The organism is Streptomyces winkii (assembly GCF_032248595.1).
In the GTDB taxonomy this organism is placed as follows: Bacteria; Actinomycetota; Actinomycetes; order Streptomycetales; family Streptomycetaceae; genus Streptomyces; species Streptomyces winkii.
On record NZ_JASTTH010000007.1, the window covers coordinates 62,080 to 78,679 of the forward strand.

Annotated in this window: 16 protein-coding genes and 4 tRNA genes; 9 read left to right on the plus strand and 11 right to left on the minus strand. The window is 66.6% G+C overall.

Annotated elements, in window-relative coordinates; genetic code table 11:
• The first annotated feature begins 75 nt into the window (after window positions 1-75).
• The 4 genes from QQM67_RS21705 (at window position 76) to QQM67_RS21720 (ending at window position 2,240) form a co-directional block, all read left to right on the plus strand.
• Window positions 76-1,833 carry a metallophosphoesterase family protein gene (locus tag QQM67_RS21705; protein WP_314175695.1) on the plus strand — a complete coding sequence of 586 codons (1,758 nt, stop codon included), beginning with the start codon at window positions 76-78 and terminating at the stop codon, window positions 1,831-1,833.
• An 85-nt stretch (window positions 1,834-1,918) separates the two neighbouring features.
• Window positions 1,919-1,991: transfer RNA gene (locus QQM67_RS21710), tRNA-Glu, on the plus strand.
• Between the two features lie 38 nt (window positions 1,992-2,029).
• Window positions 2,030-2,104, plus strand: a tRNA-Asp gene (locus QQM67_RS21715).
• 62 nt (window positions 2,105-2,166) lie between these two features.
• Window positions 2,167-2,240: transfer RNA gene (locus QQM67_RS21720), tRNA-Phe, on the plus strand.
• A gap of 94 nt (window positions 2,241-2,334) precedes the next feature.
• Here the strand turns inward: QQM67_RS21720 and QQM67_RS21725 are convergent.
• From QQM67_RS21725 to QQM67_RS21770, 10 genes are all read right to left on the minus strand, one after another.
• Window positions 2,335-3,549 (minus strand): tyrosine-type recombinase/integrase, encoded by a 1,215-nt coding sequence (locus QQM67_RS21725; protein ID WP_314175696.1) that lies wholly within the window; start codon window positions 3,547-3,549, stop codon window positions 2,335-2,337.
• Window positions 3,549-3,734, minus strand: a complete 186-nt coding sequence (locus QQM67_RS21730; protein ID WP_314175697.1) for a helix-turn-helix domain-containing protein — start codon at window positions 3,732-3,734, stop codon at window positions 3,549-3,551. Before QQM67_RS21730 ends, QQM67_RS21725 begins: the two co-directional genes overlap by 1 nt.
• Window positions 3,724-5,067: a replication initiator gene (locus QQM67_RS21735; RefSeq protein ID WP_314176171.1), complete on the minus strand. Its 1,344-nt coding sequence runs from the start codon at window positions 5,065-5,067 to the stop codon at window positions 3,724-3,726. Before QQM67_RS21735 ends, QQM67_RS21730 begins: the two co-directional genes overlap by 11 nt.
• Window positions 5,068-5,217: 150 nt before the next feature.
• Complete coding sequence (locus QQM67_RS21740; protein ID WP_314175698.1) at window positions 5,218-5,484, minus strand: SpdD protein; 267 nt, start codon at window positions 5,482-5,484, stop codon at window positions 5,218-5,220.
• Between the two features lie 13 nt (window positions 5,485-5,497).
• Complete coding sequence (locus QQM67_RS21745; protein ID WP_314175699.1) at window positions 5,498-5,692, minus strand: hypothetical protein; 195 nt, start codon at window positions 5,690-5,692, stop codon at window positions 5,498-5,500.
• A 16-nt stretch (window positions 5,693-5,708) separates the two neighbouring features.
• Window positions 5,709-5,900 carry a mobile element transfer protein gene (locus tag QQM67_RS21750; protein WP_314175700.1) on the minus strand — a complete coding sequence of 64 codons (192 nt, stop codon included), beginning with the start codon at window positions 5,898-5,900 and terminating at the stop codon, window positions 5,709-5,711.
• Between the two features lie 26 nt (window positions 5,901-5,926).
• Window positions 5,927-6,562 (minus strand): DUF2637 domain-containing protein, encoded by a 636-nt coding sequence (locus QQM67_RS21755; protein WP_314175701.1) that lies wholly within the window; start codon window positions 6,560-6,562, stop codon window positions 5,927-5,929.
• Between the two features lie 83 nt (window positions 6,563-6,645).
• Window positions 6,646-8,022, minus strand: coding sequence for an FtsK/SpoIIIE domain-containing protein (locus tag QQM67_RS21760; RefSeq protein WP_314175702.1), 1,377 nt, complete (start codon window positions 8,020-8,022; stop codon window positions 6,646-6,648).
• 5 nt (window positions 8,023-8,027) lie between these two features.
• Window positions 8,028-8,378, minus strand: coding sequence for an SCO3933 family regulatory protein (locus QQM67_RS21765; protein WP_314175703.1), 351 nt, complete (start codon window positions 8,376-8,378; stop codon window positions 8,028-8,030).
• Window positions 8,379-8,578: 200 nt separating this feature from the next.
• Window positions 8,579-9,367, minus strand: a complete 789-nt coding sequence (locus tag QQM67_RS21770) for a GntR family transcriptional regulator (protein WP_314175704.1) — start codon at window positions 9,365-9,367, stop codon at window positions 8,579-8,581.
• 85 nt (window positions 9,368-9,452) lie between these two features.
• Between QQM67_RS21770 and QQM67_RS21775 the strand changes: the two genes are divergently transcribed.
• The 4 genes from QQM67_RS21775 to QQM67_RS21790 all read left to right on the plus strand — a co-directional run bounded on the left by QQM67_RS21775 (window position 9,453) and on the right by QQM67_RS21790 (window position 12,007).
• A complete protein-coding gene (locus QQM67_RS21775) occupies window positions 9,453-9,887 on the plus strand; it encodes an NUDIX hydrolase (RefSeq protein ID WP_314175705.1) in 435 nt (144 codons plus the stop codon).
• Between the two features lie 66 nt (window positions 9,888-9,953).
• Window positions 9,954-10,337 carry an ATP-binding protein gene (locus QQM67_RS21780; protein WP_314176172.1) on the plus strand — a complete coding sequence of 128 codons (384 nt, stop codon included), beginning with the start codon at window positions 9,954-9,956 and terminating at the stop codon, window positions 10,335-10,337.
• 104 nt (window positions 10,338-10,441) lie between these two features.
• Window positions 10,442-10,999: a hypothetical protein gene (locus tag QQM67_RS21785; RefSeq protein ID WP_314175706.1), complete on the plus strand. Its 558-nt coding sequence runs from the start codon at window positions 10,442-10,444 to the stop codon at window positions 10,997-10,999.
• 423 nt (window positions 11,000-11,422) lie between these two features.
• Window positions 11,423-12,007, plus strand: coding sequence for a hypothetical protein (locus QQM67_RS21790; protein ID WP_314175707.1), 585 nt, complete (start codon window positions 11,423-11,425; stop codon window positions 12,005-12,007).
• Between the two features lie 256 nt (window positions 12,008-12,263).
• Here the strand turns inward: QQM67_RS21790 and QQM67_RS21795 are convergent.
• Window positions 12,264-12,345 (minus strand) — tRNA-Ile (locus tag QQM67_RS21795).
• 340 nt (window positions 12,346-12,685) lie between these two features.
• On the opposite strand from QQM67_RS21795, the gene QQM67_RS21800 reads away from it, so the two are divergent.
• Complete coding sequence (locus QQM67_RS21800; RefSeq protein ID WP_314175708.1) at window positions 12,686-15,979, plus strand: WD40 domain-containing protein; 3,294 nt, start codon at window positions 12,686-12,688, stop codon at window positions 15,977-15,979.
• Window positions 15,980-16,600 lie beyond the last annotated feature (621 nt).

The following is a 16,600-nucleotide window of genomic DNA, read 5'->3' on the forward strand; positions in this document are numbered from 1 at the left end:
ACGCCGCTCCCGCGGTGCACGGCCGGCCGAGCCCGCTCCGCATAGGTGCCCGGCCGGGCGGGCATAGGGGGGCTCATGGGCCGCGAAGACAGGAAGCCCCGTAAACCGCTCGCTCTGCCGCAATGGGTACGCAAACCACCCGTCCCGTCGCTCGCGTCGTCCCTGCGTCACCGCCTCTTCCGCCCGCGGGCGGCCGACCGCACCCGGGACGTCCCGGAGGCGCTGACCCCCGCCCCGCGTCCGTACGTACGTGCCCTCGGCCTCATCGCGACCACCCTCGTCGGCGCCTGGCTCGGCCTGCTGATCGTCGGCAGCATCGACGCGCCCGTGGGCCCGATGGACACCAAGATGGCCCTTCGCCCCTCCCTGACGGGCGGCACCAAGGTCAACGTCTCGCCGCTCGGCGCCCTCGAACTGCGCAGCCACGCCGCCCCTCTCCGGCTGGACGTGGACGTCGACCAGCTCGACCAGGAGCGCGCCTCCGCCCTCGTCGACCACCCGGAGAGGCTTGAGGGCCTGGAGGGCGAGATCACCTCCGACGTGCAGGCCGGCACGGGCGACCTCGCGCTGCGCTCCGCCGTGGCCGTGGTCCTCGGAGCCGGAGCGCTCGGCCTGGCCGTCTACCGGCGCCCGCGCCGCGCGCTCGCCGCGAGCGGCCTGGCTCTCGCGCTGCTGGCGGCCTCGGGCGCGACCGCGTACGCGACGTGGAACCCGAAGTCCGTCCTCGAACCGAAGTTCTCCGGGCTGCTCGCCGGAGCGCCCTCGGTCGTCGGCAACGCGCGCAGCATCGTCACCGACTTCGACATCTACCAACGGGAGTTGGCCCGTCTCGTCACCAACGTGACCAAGCTCTACGAGGCGACCTCCACCCTCCCCGCGTACCAGCCGGACCCCTCCACGACCCGCGTCCTGCACGTCTCGGACATCCACCTCAACCCGGCCGCGTGGCAGATCATCAGGTCGCTCGTCGAGCAGTACGACATCGACGCCATCATCGACACCGGCGACACCATGGATCACGGCACCTCCGCCGAGAACGGCTTCATCGCCCCCGTACGCGACCTGGGCGCCCCGTACGTCTGGGTGCGCGGCAACCACGACTCGGACGAGACGCAGAAGGCGTTCGAGAAGCTCGCGGACAAGAAGGGCAGCAACGTCCACGTACTCGACGACGGTGTGCCGTTCGACGTCGCCGGGCTGCGCCTCGCCGGGTGGGGCGACCCGCAGTTCACGCCCGACCGTTCCGTCACCCCCAAGGGCGACCCGCAAGAGCGGAGGGAAGGGCGGCGGCTGGCGCTCGCGCTGCGGGCCCAGAAGGCCGCGGGCACACCGGTCGACATCGCGGTGGCCCACAACCCTGTGCTGGCCAAGGAGACCGACGGGCTCGTACGGCTCGCACTGGCCGGCCACACCCATCAGCGCAGCAACGAGAAGCTGCCGCGGCGGACACGGCTGATGATCGAGGGCTCGACGGGGGGCGGCGGCCTGCGGGCGGTGGAGAAGGAGGAGCCGCAGAAGGTCTCCGCGTCCGTCCTCTACCTCGGCCGGGACGACGGCAAGCTCCAGGCCTGGGACGAGATCACCCTTGGCGGGCTGGGGCTGACGACGGCAGAGGTCACGCGGCACCTCGCGGGCGAACAGCCGGGCTCCTCCCCGTCCCCGTCGCCCTCGGGCTCCTCTCCGTCGTCCGGGACTCCCTCGTCCTCGTCCGGGACTTCGTCGTCCTCGAGGGCGCCCTTCTCGACCGGGCCGGGATCGCCGAGTCCGGGGGCGGCACCCAGGCTTCCGGGGCCCACGCCCCCCGCCTCTCCGGGGCCGGCCAACTCCCCGTAACCGTTTTGGCGAACGCTCCCCCTATCCCATATGCTTCTCAGGTCCCCGACGCGCTGGCACTGCGAAGCGCCCAGGTGGGCCATCAGCCCTCATCGTCTAGTGGCCCAGGACGCCGCCCTTTCAAGGCGGTAGCACGGGTTCGAATCCCGTTGGGGGCACGCACCACCCTGTGCGAGACTGTCCTCGCACGACGCTTGGTCCTGTGGAGCAGTTTGGAGTGCTCGCCACCCTGTCAAGGTGGAGGCCGCGGGTTCAAATCCCGTCAGGACCGCTCCCTCGGGTCGCTTCGCCTCCCGAGGGCCACCCCGACCGGGGGCTCGCCTCCGGATCCCGGGCTGGGTAGCTCAGTTGGTACGAGCGTCCGCCTGAAAAGCGGAAGGTCGCCGGTTCGACCCCGGCCCCAGCCACAGCGTTGAGCAGTACGAAGCCCCCGCCGAGATCATCGGCGGGGGCTTCGTCGTGCCGGATGACGCCAGTTCTGACGCCAACGGCGGTGAGCGACTACAGCAGCGTGCCTTCCAGACGCCCGAGCGCCTTGCGCTGCTCGTCCAGCGAGGCGTGTGCATAGACCTGCATGGTGACGCCGTGATCGCTGTGCCCGGCGATCTGCTGGACGATGTGGACGGGCGTGCCAAGGTCCAGCAGCAGAGTGATGCACGTGTGCCGCAGATCGTGAAACCGAAGGTCGAGCCCGAGTCGCTTCCGTACGGGGTCCCAGCTCCGCCGGAGGTTGTCGGGCTCGAACGGCGTTCCGAGCCGGGACGGGAAGACGAGCCCGTTCTCCTTCCAGCCCGAGCCGGCCGTTACTCGTTCCTGCGCCTGGCGCTCCTGGTGCTCTCGCAGGGCGACGACCGCGAGCGCGGGAAGCGGGATGGTCCGCTCCGACGAGCGAGTTTTGGGCAGCACCAGCCTCAGTTCACCACTCACCCGCTGAAGGTTGGTCACCACGGTCAAAGTCCCCTTCTCCAGATCCACCGCAGACCAGCGGAGGCCCAGCAGCTCCCCACGGCGCATGCCGAGCAGGAGCGCCAGGACGTAGAGGGCATACAGGCGATGGTCACGCAGCTCCTTGAGTACGAGCTTCGCCTGAACCGGTGAGAGCCCCTTGCCCGTGCGGTAGGACGGCGCAGGCGACTTCACGAGCTTCGCGACGTTGCGGGTGATCAGCTCCTCCCTCACGGCGTGCTCAAGTGCGTTGCGCAGCACCGCGTGAATCGACTGCACCATGCGCGCGGAGAGCTTGTGCTCGCAACACTGCCCGGCGTCGCAGCAGCGAGGCGGCAGGCGGTTCGCGTCCCAACCGTGCTTGCAGCACTGGCACTCTTCGCGAACCCGGTTCAGCCACACCCGTACTTCCTGCGCTCGCAGTTCGCGAATCCGCTTGTTGCCCAGGCCGGGCACGAGATGGACGCGAACGACGCTCTCGTAACCCTGGTAGGTCTTGGGCCGACGATGGGGCGCGATCTCCTCAGCGAGCCAGTACGCCAGATATTCGCCGAGGGTCGAGTCGGTGTCGGGAAGAGGAACGCCCCTCTGCTCCTGCGATTGCAGGTCGATCAGATTCCGGTGTGCTTCTTCCCAGGTCCGACCGTAGACGGACACGCGCTTGCGGATGCCGGATGCTGTCTCGACGTACGCGCGGCCCTGGTAACGGCCGTCCTGCCGGTGAGTGATGGTGCCCGCGCCGTTGGGGCTCCGCCTACGTTGCCGCGCCATCAGGCCGCCCTCCCCTCGATGTGATCGCTGATGAAGGCCCTCAGCGCACGGGCAGGCACCCGACGGCACCGCCCGATGGTGACAGAGGAGAGCCGGCGGGATCGGATCAGGTCGTAGACCGTGGAACGGCCGACCTTGAGCCGGGCCATGACCTCCGGAACGGTCAGCAGCTCCTCATCGCGCATCGGCCGTTCCTCCCTTCTGGGCAGGCGAGTTGGCATCGGGTGCGCGGAGTGAGGCGGACAGCCATTGCTCGGTGGGGCTGAGGCCGGTTCCGACGAATGCCCAGTGGCCGAGGACGAGCGTCGTCTCTTCCCGAGTGCTGTTGTTGTCCACGGGTTGTGGATGGTTTTCGCCGCGTGCGATGGCGGCTTGGAGTCGGCGCCATTCGGCACGAGCGTTGCGGAGTGCGCCGAGGGTGGTGGAGTAGCGGCGGGTCTTGGTGCAGAAGTGGCCGCGGAAGCCGAGCATGTGAGCCCACGCCCGTAGGCGCAGGTGAGCCAGGTCCTTCCGCGCACCGAGGGCCCACGCGGTGCGGATCATCCGCGCGGCGTGCGGGCTGATGTCCAGCTGGGCCAGCTCGGCGACGAACTTCAGCCGGCGGTCGAGGGTTCCAGTCGCGGCCTCGGCGCCCTTGGTGGCGTACTTGGCGATGTACGCGGCCACGGCACGGTCGGTGAGTTCCTGACCGCCGTCGAAGGCGGGTCCCTGGATGGTGCGTACGTCGAGCTGTCGGCCGAAGGCAAAGGAGTGCGCACGGCCGTCGACGACGGGGCCAGCCACCCTGACCTTTCCGGCGGCGGCCTCGATGGCGTCGGTCAGCAGCTCGGCAGTCGCCCAGGCCGGAGGCGAACTGTCCCCGCCGGTAGGGCCGTCGAGGCGGATGACAGCGTGGAAATGGACGGCGCCGCGCTTCTGGTATTCGACGACCTTGGCGAAGGAGACCCGGGCGAAGTGCCGGAACGCGCGCTGCGTCAGCCCGGCCCGCTTGGCGACCTCACGGCGCAGATAGATGGTGAAGCGGCGCCAGAGCATCCCGGCGTGCGCGTTCCACAGCACAGCCGCCTCGTAGTCGTAGGAGTCGGGATCGAGCGGTGTGCCGAGGGCGGCGTCGTCCTTGTCGTGACGCTTCCCGCAGTGGCAAGGACGTACTGAACCACCAGGCCCCGTAGGCCGGTTGTGGACCGGGCCGAAGCTCGGAGCGGTGAACGTCGCGAACACACGGGGGTGCGAGGTCACCGTCTCGGGTATGCCTTTGCCGCCGCGGAGTCCGGCGGTGATCAGGTGGAAGGTGTCCCGGCGGTAGGTCTCCGCGCATGCCGCACAGCGAGTCGTACGGCGATTTCCACACCGCACGAGTAGTTGACCGGCTGGTATGTCCTGGGAGTTGAGGCGGTGGAGCTCGGTGCCGATCTCACCGGTCGTGGTGTCGACGCGGTGTTGGATCCGCTGCCCGGCGAGGCGTACGGGGTTCGTACAGCCGCCGAGTGTGGAGAGCTGGCGGAGGATACCGGGCAGGTCCCCGGTTGAGGCGAGCGTCCCGAGTTCCTGGAGTGGAGTCGGGCCGTGGCGGGTGATGATGGTCTTCTCCTTTCGGCTTCGACCGGAGGGGGTTGGGCTGCCGGGGCGGTGGATGCTTGGCGGTATCGAGACCGCCCCGGTAGCCGCTCAGCGGCGGTGCTGCGAGTTCAGGAGTGAGCGCAGGACGACGGCGGCGACTGCCACGGAGATGGCCGAGACGGCGACGGCGGTCAGCAGCGCGGTGAGGACGACGCCGCCCAGGAGCACGAGGCCGATGGTGCCGGTGCTGACGGACGGGAGAGATCGGCGTACGGGAGTCGCGGTGGCCGAGTGGTGGCCGTGGATGACGGGACTTGAACCCGCTACATAGGCGCTATCACTGGCATTCGGGGGCAGTTGGGGCCGGAAGAGCATGGCGGTTCTCCTTTCAGTCGTGGGTGCCGTTGACGACGTCGACCCCGTTGCGGGTGCCCGAGTCGATCGCTGGAGCAAGGAAGGTGTCGGCGAGGTAGAAGCCGAAGAGGGCGATCACGACGACGAGCCATATGCGGACGCCGAGGAACTTCACGGCTCCCCAGGCGATGAGGCCGAGGACGACGACGAGCGGCAGACTGACAGTCATGGTTGGCGTTCTCCTTTCAGCGGACGGGGCAGCGGTGCGTACGGGCGGCGAGCTCGGCGGCGGCGCGGGAGTCGTAGTCGGCGGAGAAGCCGCAGCGCGGGGCGGTACAGGCGGCGGTGTGCTTCTCCCGGCCGCGGTTGTCGTAGGCAGTGCCGACCTGGACGGGGCCGACACGGGTCATGCGGCGGAAACGGCGGTTGAGCGCCATCAGTTGTTCTCCATCTGTCTGCGCCTTCAGGTGAGTTGGGCGGCGATCTGTTCGGCCAGCGGTGCAGGGACGCCGAGGCGGGCACGGAGCGTGGCTGTGTCGATCCGTGCTCCCGTACGGGCCTGGTGGGCGTCGGCGACCTTGCGGGCGTGGGCGACGAGGGCGGCCGGGGCCGGCGGCGTAGCGCTCTCGGGCCTGGCGACCGCAGGCGGTGGCTCCTCGGCGACCGGATCGGCGGGAACGGTGGGCTCCTGTTCGGCGGCCTCGATCGGCTCTGAACTGCTGGTCACAGCAGGCTCGTTCGATCCGTGCGCGAGCAGCGTTCCGCCGAGGAAGGCCAGCGCGGGCCATCCGGCCACGAGGATGCGGAGCCAGGCGGGCACGTCGTCCAGGTCGAGGAGGCCGGCGGTGGAGATGTTCGCGCCGAGCGACGCGGCCAGGGCGACGAGGAACCAGCACCAGCCCGCGGCCTTGTCCCGTCCGGACCTCAGCCGCCGCCAGGCAGCGACCAACAGCAGGTCGACGGAGACCGGGTAGGCCCACGCCTTCCAGCCGTCCTGTCCGGCGGCCGAGGCCAGGTCGTGCAGATGCGCGAAGGACAGCGCGGCGGCGATGACCGCTTGGATCAATACGGCGTCGACGCGGGGCAGTTGAGCGCGCACGAGGTACCTCCTTTCTGTTTCAGGCATGGGAGGGGTAGGGGACGTGGCGCGAGGCGGTCACGCCAACCGGGTTGGGGTGTGGGTCAGTCCAGGACCGGGCGGGGCTTCACCAGCGAGACCGGCCGGGCATCGGCGGGCACCGGGGCGGCAGGCCGGAACGGGTCCAGCGCAGGCACGTCCGGCACCATGTGCGCGGCTTCCTGGCAGACGGCGGCAGCATCGGCCAGCGAGAGGTACGGCGTACGGATGCGGGACCAACCGCCGGAGGTGTCACCGGCGACGGCCAGTCCGGGTCGTTCCGGGGCGATGGCACAGGCGGCCTCGACCGCTTCGGGAGCGATGTCGCCGAGCGCCATCTTGGCGGAGGACTCGTCGTTGACGCGGTGGCAGACGCGGCCGGAGAGCTGAGCGCGGAGCATCGTGGCGCCCTTGCCCAGTTCGGCCCCGAAGCGCTGCCCGCACACCTCAAGATAGATGCCAGCAGCGCGGCCGAGCTGTGCGAGCCGGATGAGCTGGGTGACCATCTCGTCCCGCCTCTCCTCGTCCTTCCGCGTAGCGACGAGGAAGAGTTCGGCGATCTCATCGACGAACAGCACCACAGGCACCGGCCGTTGACTCTCGGGCAGTCCCCACACGTCCGAAGTGATCTCTTCATCAGGCGTGTTCGGAGCGATGCCCTGACGGGCCTTGATGAGGTCGTAGCGCTCCTCCATCAACCGCACCAGCACCGGCAGCAGTTCCGCCGCCTCCCCCGGTTCGGTCGCCAGAGCCGACAACCGCGAGGCGAACGGCGCCAGCTCCACACCGCGCTTGCAGTCGATCCCAGCCAGCGCGACGCGCTGACCGGCGAGACCCGCGACCAGGTGTCGCAGGTACATCGACTTCCCCGACAGCGTGGCACCGAGGGTGAGTTGGTGAGGTATCGCGCGGTAGTCCCGTACGAACGCGGTCGCGTCCTCCCGCAGAGCCACCGGCACCCGGAGGAAGCCGCCACCGGCCTTGCGCGGCATCCGCACCCGGTCCAGCACGTCGAAGCCGACGAGCCGCAGCTCGACAACACCGGGCTTCACCTCGTCCACGTGGACGGCGTGAACACCCCAGGAGTGCCGCAGACGTTCAACCGAAGCCGCCACGTCCGCCGGTTCCTGTCCCGGAGCGAGCCGCAGACGCAGCCGCATCCCGGTCGACGTCGGCCGTATCAAACCTCGGCGGGGAGGCACGGGCCGCACTTCGCGACGAGTCGTCGCACGTGTGGCCAACACCCGCAGCCGGGACGGCGGAACCGTCAGCCCGCAGGAGTCCATGACCGACCCGTACGAGCCCACCAGCCGTGCCACCGAAAGCGGCAGACCGACCGTGGACCAGTACGCGGCCGGATGCCGGGCCCGGAGGTAGGCGGCCCCGCCACCAGCCGCGGCGAGAGGGCCACCTACCTCCATCAGCGTCAGCAGATCCGACATCCGGGTCAGGCCCCCACTCCGGCCGGAACGGCACCCGGAGCAACTGCCGCCGCGCGGAAGGCGATCCCGTGCCGCTGCTGTCCGTTGAACACCGACTCCCACGGCCGCGCGATCAGCCCCGGCAGGGAGACCGGAGCCCCGAGCGTCAGCCCCTCGGAGACGCCACTCTCGGGCACGGTCACGTGGATGAGCGAGGACTCCCCCTCATCGATGTAGACGACGCCGACCTTCATCAACGCCTCGCCGCTGACGGCGTCCTTGGCGATCTCCCCGGTCTGCCGATCCCGCACCTTCGGCTCCGGCACCTCGGTCAGCAGGATGGTGGCGTTCTCGGTCTCAACTCGGATGGTCTTCAAGGCTGTTCTTCTCCTTCAGTCATCCGGAGCCAGTCACACCTACTCGTCTATACAAGAGGCGTTACGACAGCTCCGGTTCGATGGGTACGAGAACCACTGTGCCACAGCACTTGCCCACTCGTCTACACAAGTATGTCTCTGGGTCCGTACAAGTTCTGGGAGAACGAGCCCCCTTGCACGCCACCCGCCGTCAACGCCCATCAGGTGGCAGGCAGTTGGTAGGCGAGAACGTACGCGTCAGCGGACATGACCGTGTCGCAGACCTCCACGGCGCGACCCTCGGTGTCGTACGCCGTCCGCACCAAGTGGATCACCGGGACACCGGAAGCCAGCCGAAGTGCCTTCACCTCATCCGGCGCGGGCATCCGAGCACGCACCTCTTCCTCGAAGTGGTCCAGCTGGTGGCCGAGTTCTTCCAATCGCGCGTAGATGCCGCCCGGACCCGGATTCGGTTCGGCGATCGGCGTACCCCGAGCGATGTCGAGCGGCAGGTACGAGACGGCGGTCTCCACCGGCTTCCCGTCCAGCAGATACCGGCGCCGGCGGGCAAGTACCTTCCGCGCGGAGCCGAGCCGGGCGGAGATGTCAGGAGTCGACTTCTCCTCCCGCACCTCAAGGCTGTCCACCTCGTGACGGCTCCCCGCGGCCTCGGCCTCCACGACGAACGCGGACTTGCCCTGATCACGGTGGCGCCGCGCGAAGCGGTCGGACGCCAGACGCTTCACGGGTGGTCGCGGACGTACGAAGACACCCCGGCCGTGCTCGGACAAGACCAGTCCTTCACTCTGGAGGATGGAGATCGCGTTCCGGACGGTCATGCGGGAGACCCCGAAGTGGTCGACCAACTCGGCCTCGGACGGGAGCTTGGCACCCTCCTTGAAGCGCCCCTTGTCGATGGCTTCGCGTACCTGATCCGCGATCTGCCGGAAGACCGCACGGTCGCTGGTCGGGTCGAGCGTTCCGAGAACGCCGGGGGAGAGAGACGCCATCGCTTACTCCTTCGGATATCTAGACGAGAAGTCGAGTGTCGTTGTTACGGTGGTGAGCCTAGTCAGACGAGGGAAGCCAGAGAGCGTGAGTTCTGAAGATCGCCCCCATTCCGTCAGTGTCGCGGGTGTCATCGTCGATGACCGCGGCCGGGCCCTGCTGATCCAGCGCAGGGACAACGGCCGTTGGGAGCCGCCCGGCGGCGTACTGGAGCCGGGGGAGACCATCCCGGATGCGCTTCAGCGCGAAGTCCTCGAAGAGACCGGCTTCAAGATCGCGACCCCCGCGGCCCTCACCGGCGTCTACAAGAACATGTCCGGCTTGATCGTCTCGCTCGTCTTCCGCTGCGAAGCGGTCGACGGCGCACCGACGACCGGCGAAGAGACGTACGCACTGCGCTGGGCGACCCGCGAAGAGGTCTCCGAACTGGCCGACGAGGCATACGCAGTTCGCGTCCTGGACGCTCTCGACGCGGCGTCCCCGCCGGCCGTGCGCGCGCACGACGGCGTCAAACTCATCTAGCTCTAACCCACTACCCATAGCGGCCACCAGCGCAAAGGAACTTGTATGCACGAGTATATGAGTACGATGCAGGTTTGGGAACTCCTCTGTCCAGGACGACCCGAAGAGGTGAGCCGCGCTCGCCGCTGGACACGCGACGTTCTGGCCGGCTGCCCCCAAGCAGACGACGCCGCGCTGATCGTGACCGAGCTGGGCACCAACGCGGTTACGCACACCTCGTCTCCGGACTTCCGCGTCAGCATCCGCCGTGCACGCTCCACGGTGACGATCACTGTCTCCGACCACGGCAACAGCGCCACCGTTCCGCTCCCCACCACGCCCAACGCGGAGGGCACACACGGCCGCGGGCTGTTCCTGGTCACCCAACTCGCAGCCCGCGTCCGCATCACCAACCACATGTACGGCCATACCGTCGCCGCACACCTGGCCCCGGAAGCACCCGCATGCTGACCCCACCACCGACACCACGCCCCGCTGGCGAGCCGGTTCGACGCCCGCAGGTCGTCCCCTACATCACGCAATGGACCGGAGAAGAACGAGCCCCACGGCCCCAGGTGGTGTTGCGCAGAGGCCGTATCGCCTTCGCGGACGAACGCCCCTACGACCGCGACTCCCAGGGCATCCTGTGGAGCCGCACACCATCTCAACCGGGCAAGGGCAAACCGCAGTTCGGCCAGGTCCACGCCCTCCGGCAACGCAACGCCATGGAACGCCTGCTGTGCCAAGTCTGTGGCGGCATGGCCGACCGCAACCCCGACGGCATTCTCTGGCTGCTCCCCGAAGAACTCGACCGCTCACCTGAGGCGGACCACGAAGAGGTCATCACGACGCACCCACCGCTGTGCCTGCCCTGCGCTCACACCTCGACCAAGGCGTGCCCGCACCTGCGGCGCGAGTTCACGGCCGTACGCGTGCGTGACTTCGAACGAGCAGGAGTCCGTGGGGCCCTCTACCAACCGTCCACCCCGCACCCGGTCGCGGTCGATGCCATAGGAGTCGCCTTCGACGACCCCCTCATCCGATGGGTCCGCGCCGGCCAACTCCTCCTGCGTCTCACGGACTTCCAGCCCATCGACCTCCAGACCGAAGCCCACACGCCAGCCGGTGAGTAACAACTTTCTCTACTACTTCAAGGGCTCGCTCCGCTCGCCGCGCGGCCCGGCTTGCCGCCGGGCCGACGCTCCTGTCTCCGCCCCGCTCCGGCCCGGCCGCCGTCCCGCGCGCGGACGCGGCCCAGAAGAGAAGAAGGGTGCCGGCGGGGTCGGTCGGCTCCACGACTTTAGGCAGCCACCATGGGGCGAGCCTCGAAGATCGGGGGCCCACTTCGGGCTATTGCGGGCAGGCTAGGAGCTGCCCGAGTCGCGAGAAGCTTACGAGCCCCCGATCTCTCGCCCCATGGCAGCTCCAGCCCAAAGTCGCTACACCGACCTCAGATGATGTTCCGGAACCTACCCTGGACCAGGACGAAAGTAACGGCATGGGCCCATTCCACGCCACCACCTGCACCACGCAACAAGACCGATCAAACTGCTGACATGGATTCAGGGCTTGCCGCTGTACTAGGCGCAACCGTTGGAGCCGTGGGCACAGGAGGCGCGGGCATCATCGCCGCACTGCTTGCGCGCTCTCAAACCCGGTCACAACTCACTGCTGAGTACGCGCGCTTTATCAGAGAGCCTAGGAAGGCCGCATATACCGCGTACGCGGAAGCGTCCTTCAGGGCACACAACAGATTGGCCGAGGCGGGAGCGCGTCTCACGATAGCCGCGCGGCGGGAGGAATCTGAACAACGCACGACCCAGTACCTCGCACCTGCTCGGACAGATCTTGAAGATGTAGTGAACGGCCACGCAGATCTTGAACACCTCTACGGGCAGGTGGTTGTTGAGGGGCCAGCACCTCTCACCAGCACCGCTGTCACGTTGACTGTTTCGCTTTCCCAGCACCAGGGCCAAGTGCTGACGTGCCTCAAGGCACTAGAACTAGATGGGAGCTGCTCTTCTGACGCTCTTGAACTTCTGGAGGAGAAGCGTTCTCAAACCTACAGCTCTTACTTGAGCTTCCTTCACGAGGCCGCCAAGGTCCTTGGCGCCGATGGCCTAAGAAGACTCCCCGAGTAGTTCCCGTGCTCACCTACTCGACCGACGCCATGTGCGGGTGGTTCCACGTGGAACGGTGCGGCGGAGCCATCTCGTTCGCCCCGCACGACCACCGCACCAGATGCGCACGCATGATTCCCAAGCTCAGCGTCTCCGTGCCCCTCGCGTGCCCCACCCAGCGGGAAACGACGGGGAATCACGGTCACGGGCGGGTAGCGCCCACGACAACGGCCCCCGACCAACTTCCCTGATCGGGGGCCGAGTTTCCTGCTCAGTGCGGAGGCGGTGGGATTCGAACCCACGGTGAGGGATCACCTCACGACGGTTTTCAAGACCGATTGACCTCGCCAGTTGCCCCCGACTGGCGCCCCATCGGGTAGAGGCGGCAGGATCAACACTGTGCGAAGCAGGCGACGTTGGGGAATCTCGGTCACGTGGGCCCTGAGTTCGGCAGTTGCGGCGTGGCTGCTGGTGGTGGCCATTCGATCCGGCTGGGGCGCAGCGGATCCGATGGCCAGTGTCTTCGGTGGACTTGCGGGCATCGCCGCCTTGCTTGTCTCCCTACGATCCTCCTCAGGGAGTGAGATGGGGGACACCGTCTTGCCCCCGCGCCCTTCTGAGGTCGACGAGTGGGTTGTCGGCCGGGAGCAAGTAGATTCCGCGGTCGCAGCCGTGCTCGGCGAGAGGCATGGTTCCGCTGTGGGTATCACGACGGCCCTGAAAGGTGCTGGCGGGTTCGGTAAGACGACGGTAGCCCGCCTGGTGTGTACCGATACGCGCGTGCGTGAGCGGTTCGGGAAGCACGTGTACTTCGTGACCTTGGGGCGTGAGGTGAGGAGTCGTGGTGCCATCGCGGCCAAGGTCGCGGAGGTCACACGAGGCATCACGGGGGACTCCGTCGAAGTTGGCGCGGACCCTGAGCAGTTGGGGGTCCACCTCGGCAATCTTCTGTCCAGACGTCCCCGTTCCTTGCTGGTGATCGACGATGTGTGGGAGCGCGCACAGCTCAAACCCTTTCTCCTCGGGGCGGAAAAGCGGTGCGTGCGGTTGGTGACCACGCGCAACCCCGATGTCCTGCCATCCGATGCCCGGGCAATCACCGTGGATCGGATGTCCGACGTACAAGCCCGTGCCGTTCTCACCCATGGCCTGGACACCCCCCTCCCCGCACGGCAAGTAGACGCGCTGCTGAAGGCGACGGGACGGTGGGCCCTACTGTTGCGCATTGTCAACCAATCCATCCTGGCCCTGACAAGCACTGGAGTGGACACCCGAGCAGCCAGCCGGCAAGTGCTGGAGCTCCTGCGAGTGTCAGGGCCCGCAGGAGTCGACGCGCAGACGCCGTTAGACCTGGATGATCCCGAAGCCAGGAACCACGCTGTGCGAGCTAGCATCCAGGCCGCCACTAAGATGCTGCCCTCCGGCGGCGAGGCACGCTTCGCTGAACTCGGGATCTTCGCCGAGGACGAAGAAATTCCACTCCACCTGATCGCAGGCCTGTGGCGCGTCACCAGCGGCCATGACGAAATCTGGTCACGCATGCTGTGTAAGCGCATGGCGGATTTGTCCCTCTTCGCAATGAACGCGAGTACGAGTGGTGGTGCCATCATCCTGCACGACGTCATCCGTGACTATCTTCGCGCTGAACTTGGCCCCCGCCTGAACCAAGTAAACACTAGCTTCATTGAAGCCATTACCGGGCTACCCAGAACCACCTCGGACTCGAGTAGCGAATGGTGGCAAACAGACGAAAGGTACTTGCAGGATCACCTCATCGAACACCTAGTTGATGCGGGCCGTGAAGAGGAAGCCCTAGCGACTGCAGGAGACTTCCGTTGGGTGCGAGCTCGCCTACATCAACGCGGGCCCACCGCCCCTATTCGAGACCTCGAGGGAATTGATGCCGAGAGGGCCCGTTTACTCGCCACAGACTTGGTTCGCGCCGCTCACCTGTTTTCGCCCACTGACCCTCCGCACTGCCTCGATGCAGTCCTGCGTAGCCGTTTCCACGCACTGCCCAACTGGAATTCGCAAGCCAATAGCATTCGTCTCCATGCCCCAGTCCTCATTGATAAGTGGCAACCACCTGACTTGCCGCATCCGGCTCTACTCCGCACCTTGGTCGGCCATGAGAACCCATTGACTAGGTTGGCAATCAGTCCCGACGGTACCTGGCTCGCCACAGGAAGCGCTGATGCCACGGTGCGTATCTGGGACGTTGCCAGCGGCGAAATGCTTCACGCACTCCTCGGCCACGAAAGCCCAGTTTTGGCCGTGGCAATCAGCCCGGATGGGACCTGGCTAGCCACCAGTGCACACCAAGATGCTGTGCGCATCTGGGACTCCGCCACCGGCCGAGAAATCCGCGTACTCACCGATCGTGAAATTCTAGTTGAATCGGTAGCCATTAGCCCGGATGGAACTTGGCTAGCCACGGGTAGCAGGGATGGCACAGTGCGTATCTGGGACGTGGCCAGCGGCGAAATGCTTCACGCGCTCCTCGGCCATGAAGGCTCGGTCGGATCTGTGGCAATCAGCCCGGATGGAACTTGGCTAGCCACCAGTGGACACCAAGATGCTGTGCGCATCTGGGAGACCGCCACCGGTCGACAAATTCGCGTGCTCACAGATCGCGAAATTTCAATTGGGTCTGTGGCAATCAGCCCCGATGGAACTTGGCTAGCCACCAGTGGACACCAAGATGCTGTGCGCATCTGGGAGACCGCCACCGGTCGAGAAATCCGCAGGCTTCCAGGAACTGGTCACGCTTGGAATCTGGCAATCGGTCCGGACGGTACTTGGCTCGCCGTGGCTAGAACAGACGATATAATAGCGATATGGGATGTTGCCACGGGTGAGGAAGTCCGCACCTATGCTGGTCACACGGGCATAGTGCTTGCCGTAGGGATCAGTCCGGACGGCAAGTGGATGGCTAGTTGCGGCCACGATTTTACGGCGCGCATCTGGGACATGGACAGTGCCGGAGACTGGCAGCCAAGGGGACACGGCACTCCGGTCTGGATATTGGCCGTTAGTTCGAACGGCGACTGGCTAGCCACTTGCGGTTACGACCGAACGGTGCGTATCTGGGAGTCTAGCTCCGGCCGAGAGATTCATACGCTCACAGGTGATTTGGATTATGTGGCAACTAGTCAGAATGGCGACTTGGTTGCCACTGGCAGCGACAGTGGGTTGGTCCGCGTTTGGGACGTGGCCAATGGACAGGAACTCCACGCACTGACCGGTCATGACAGTGCCGTAACGTCAGTGGCCATCAGCCCGGACGGTTCTTGGCTCGCCACGGCCAGCGACGATGCAACGGTTCGAATCTGGGACGTTGCCAGCGGACAGGAACTCCACACACTGCTCGGCCATGACGGTGAGATCCATGAAATGCAGATTAGTGCCGACGGCATGTGGCTTGCGGGAGCGTGTTACGACGAAACAGTGCGACTCTGGGATGCAATGGATGGGCAAGAGCTCCACATATTCGTCGGACACACAGCAAACGTGATGTCTGTGGCCATCAGCCCGGACAGTTCTTGGCTCGCCACTGGCGGCCACGATGCGACGGTTCGAATCTGGGACGTTGCCAGCGGACAGGAACTCCACACACTGCTCGGCCACACCGACTCCGTGATGTCTGTGGCCATCAGCCCGGACGGTTCTTGGCTCGTCACAGGCGGCCACGATGCGACGGTTCGAATCTGGGACGTTGCCAGCGGACAGGAACTCCACACACTGCTCGGCCACACCGGCATCGTGATGTCTGTGGCCATCAGTCCGGACGGTTCTTGGCTCGCTTCAACCGGCGAGGACAAGACGCTTCGAATTTGGCACATGGCTACGGCCAGAGCCGTAGCCATGACTCGCTTCGATGGTGGTGGACTTGTCTGTCGATGGCACCCCAGTCGAAGCGAAGTGTTCGTCTCCGGAGACGCCGGCGTGTATGGCTATGACTTTTATTCAAGCGATGAATTAGCCGGCCCCTGAAAGAAGGCTGCCCACTCACACGCGCCATTCAAGAGAGCTCGTGCCACGACCCCCAGGCCTGCAATTCGCTGACCTGACGCCAGTCCTGACGCCAACGAGGTTGGATGACGGCGGTCGATGCGGACGAAAGCGGACCGCCGACCTGGGCACGACGGTCCCTCCCCCACCACCTCCTCCGCCTGAAAAGCGGAAGGTCGCCGGTTCGACCCCGGCCCCAGCCACAGCAGTTGAACAGCGAGAAGCCCCCGTCGAGAGATCTCGGCGGGGGCTTCGTCGTGCCGGATGACGCCAGTTCCGACGTTCACTCGCCAGCCGGTGCGCCGCCGTGCAGGAGAGAGAACAGGGAGTGTTCCTGGCCCGTCGATGCTCCAGCGCACGCGCAACATCACATTGCTCCGCATGCAGCACAGGAGACCGGGCCCTAGCGTGGAGACGAAGGTGCACAGGAACGGCATGTGTGAGCAGCTCCACGCACAAGCGGCGGAGGTTCAATGTCTGCATCGGAGCCCACGTCACCGGGAGGTCCCGAGGATCGTCCCGACAGACAGCGCGAAGGCCCGGCATCCGAGCCGACCGCTGAGAGCCCCTTCGAAAAGCACACCGGGCGGGAGGCCGGGGCTT

Coding starts and splice junctions, on each gene's coding strand:
- QQM67_RS21705 (WP_314175695.1), top strand. CDS start 76: ATGGGCCGCGAAGACAGGAAGCCCCGTAAACCGCTCGCTCTGCCGCAA.
- QQM67_RS21725 (WP_314175696.1), bottom strand. CDS start 3,549: ATGGCGCGGCAACGTAGGCGGAGCCCCAACGGCGCGGGCACCATCACT.
- QQM67_RS21730 (WP_314175697.1), bottom strand. CDS start 3,734: ATGCGCGATGAGGAGCTGCTGACCGTTCCGGAGGTCATGGCCCGGCTC.
- QQM67_RS21740 (WP_314175698.1), bottom strand. CDS start 5,484: ATGCTCTTCCGGCCCCAACTGCCCCCGAATGCCAGTGATAGCGCCTAT.
- QQM67_RS21745 (WP_314175699.1), bottom strand. CDS start 5,692: ATGACTGTCAGTCTGCCGCTCGTCGTCGTCCTCGGCCTCATCGCCTGG.
- QQM67_RS21750 (WP_314175700.1), bottom strand. CDS start 5,900: ATGGCGCTCAACCGCCGTTTCCGCCGCATGACCCGTGTCGGCCCCGTC.
- QQM67_RS21760 (WP_314175702.1), bottom strand. CDS start 8,022: ATGTCGGATCTGCTGACGCTGATGGAGGTAGGTGGCCCTCTCGCCGCG.
- QQM67_RS21770 (WP_314175704.1), bottom strand. CDS start 9,367: ATGGCGTCTCTCTCCCCCGGCGTTCTCGGAACGCTCGACCCGACCAGC.
- QQM67_RS21780 (WP_314176172.1), top strand. CDS start 9,954: ATGCAGGTTTGGGAACTCCTCTGTCCAGGACGACCCGAAGAGGTGAGC.
- QQM67_RS21790 (WP_314175707.1), top strand. CDS start 11,423: ATGGATTCAGGGCTTGCCGCTGTACTAGGCGCAACCGTTGGAGCCGTG.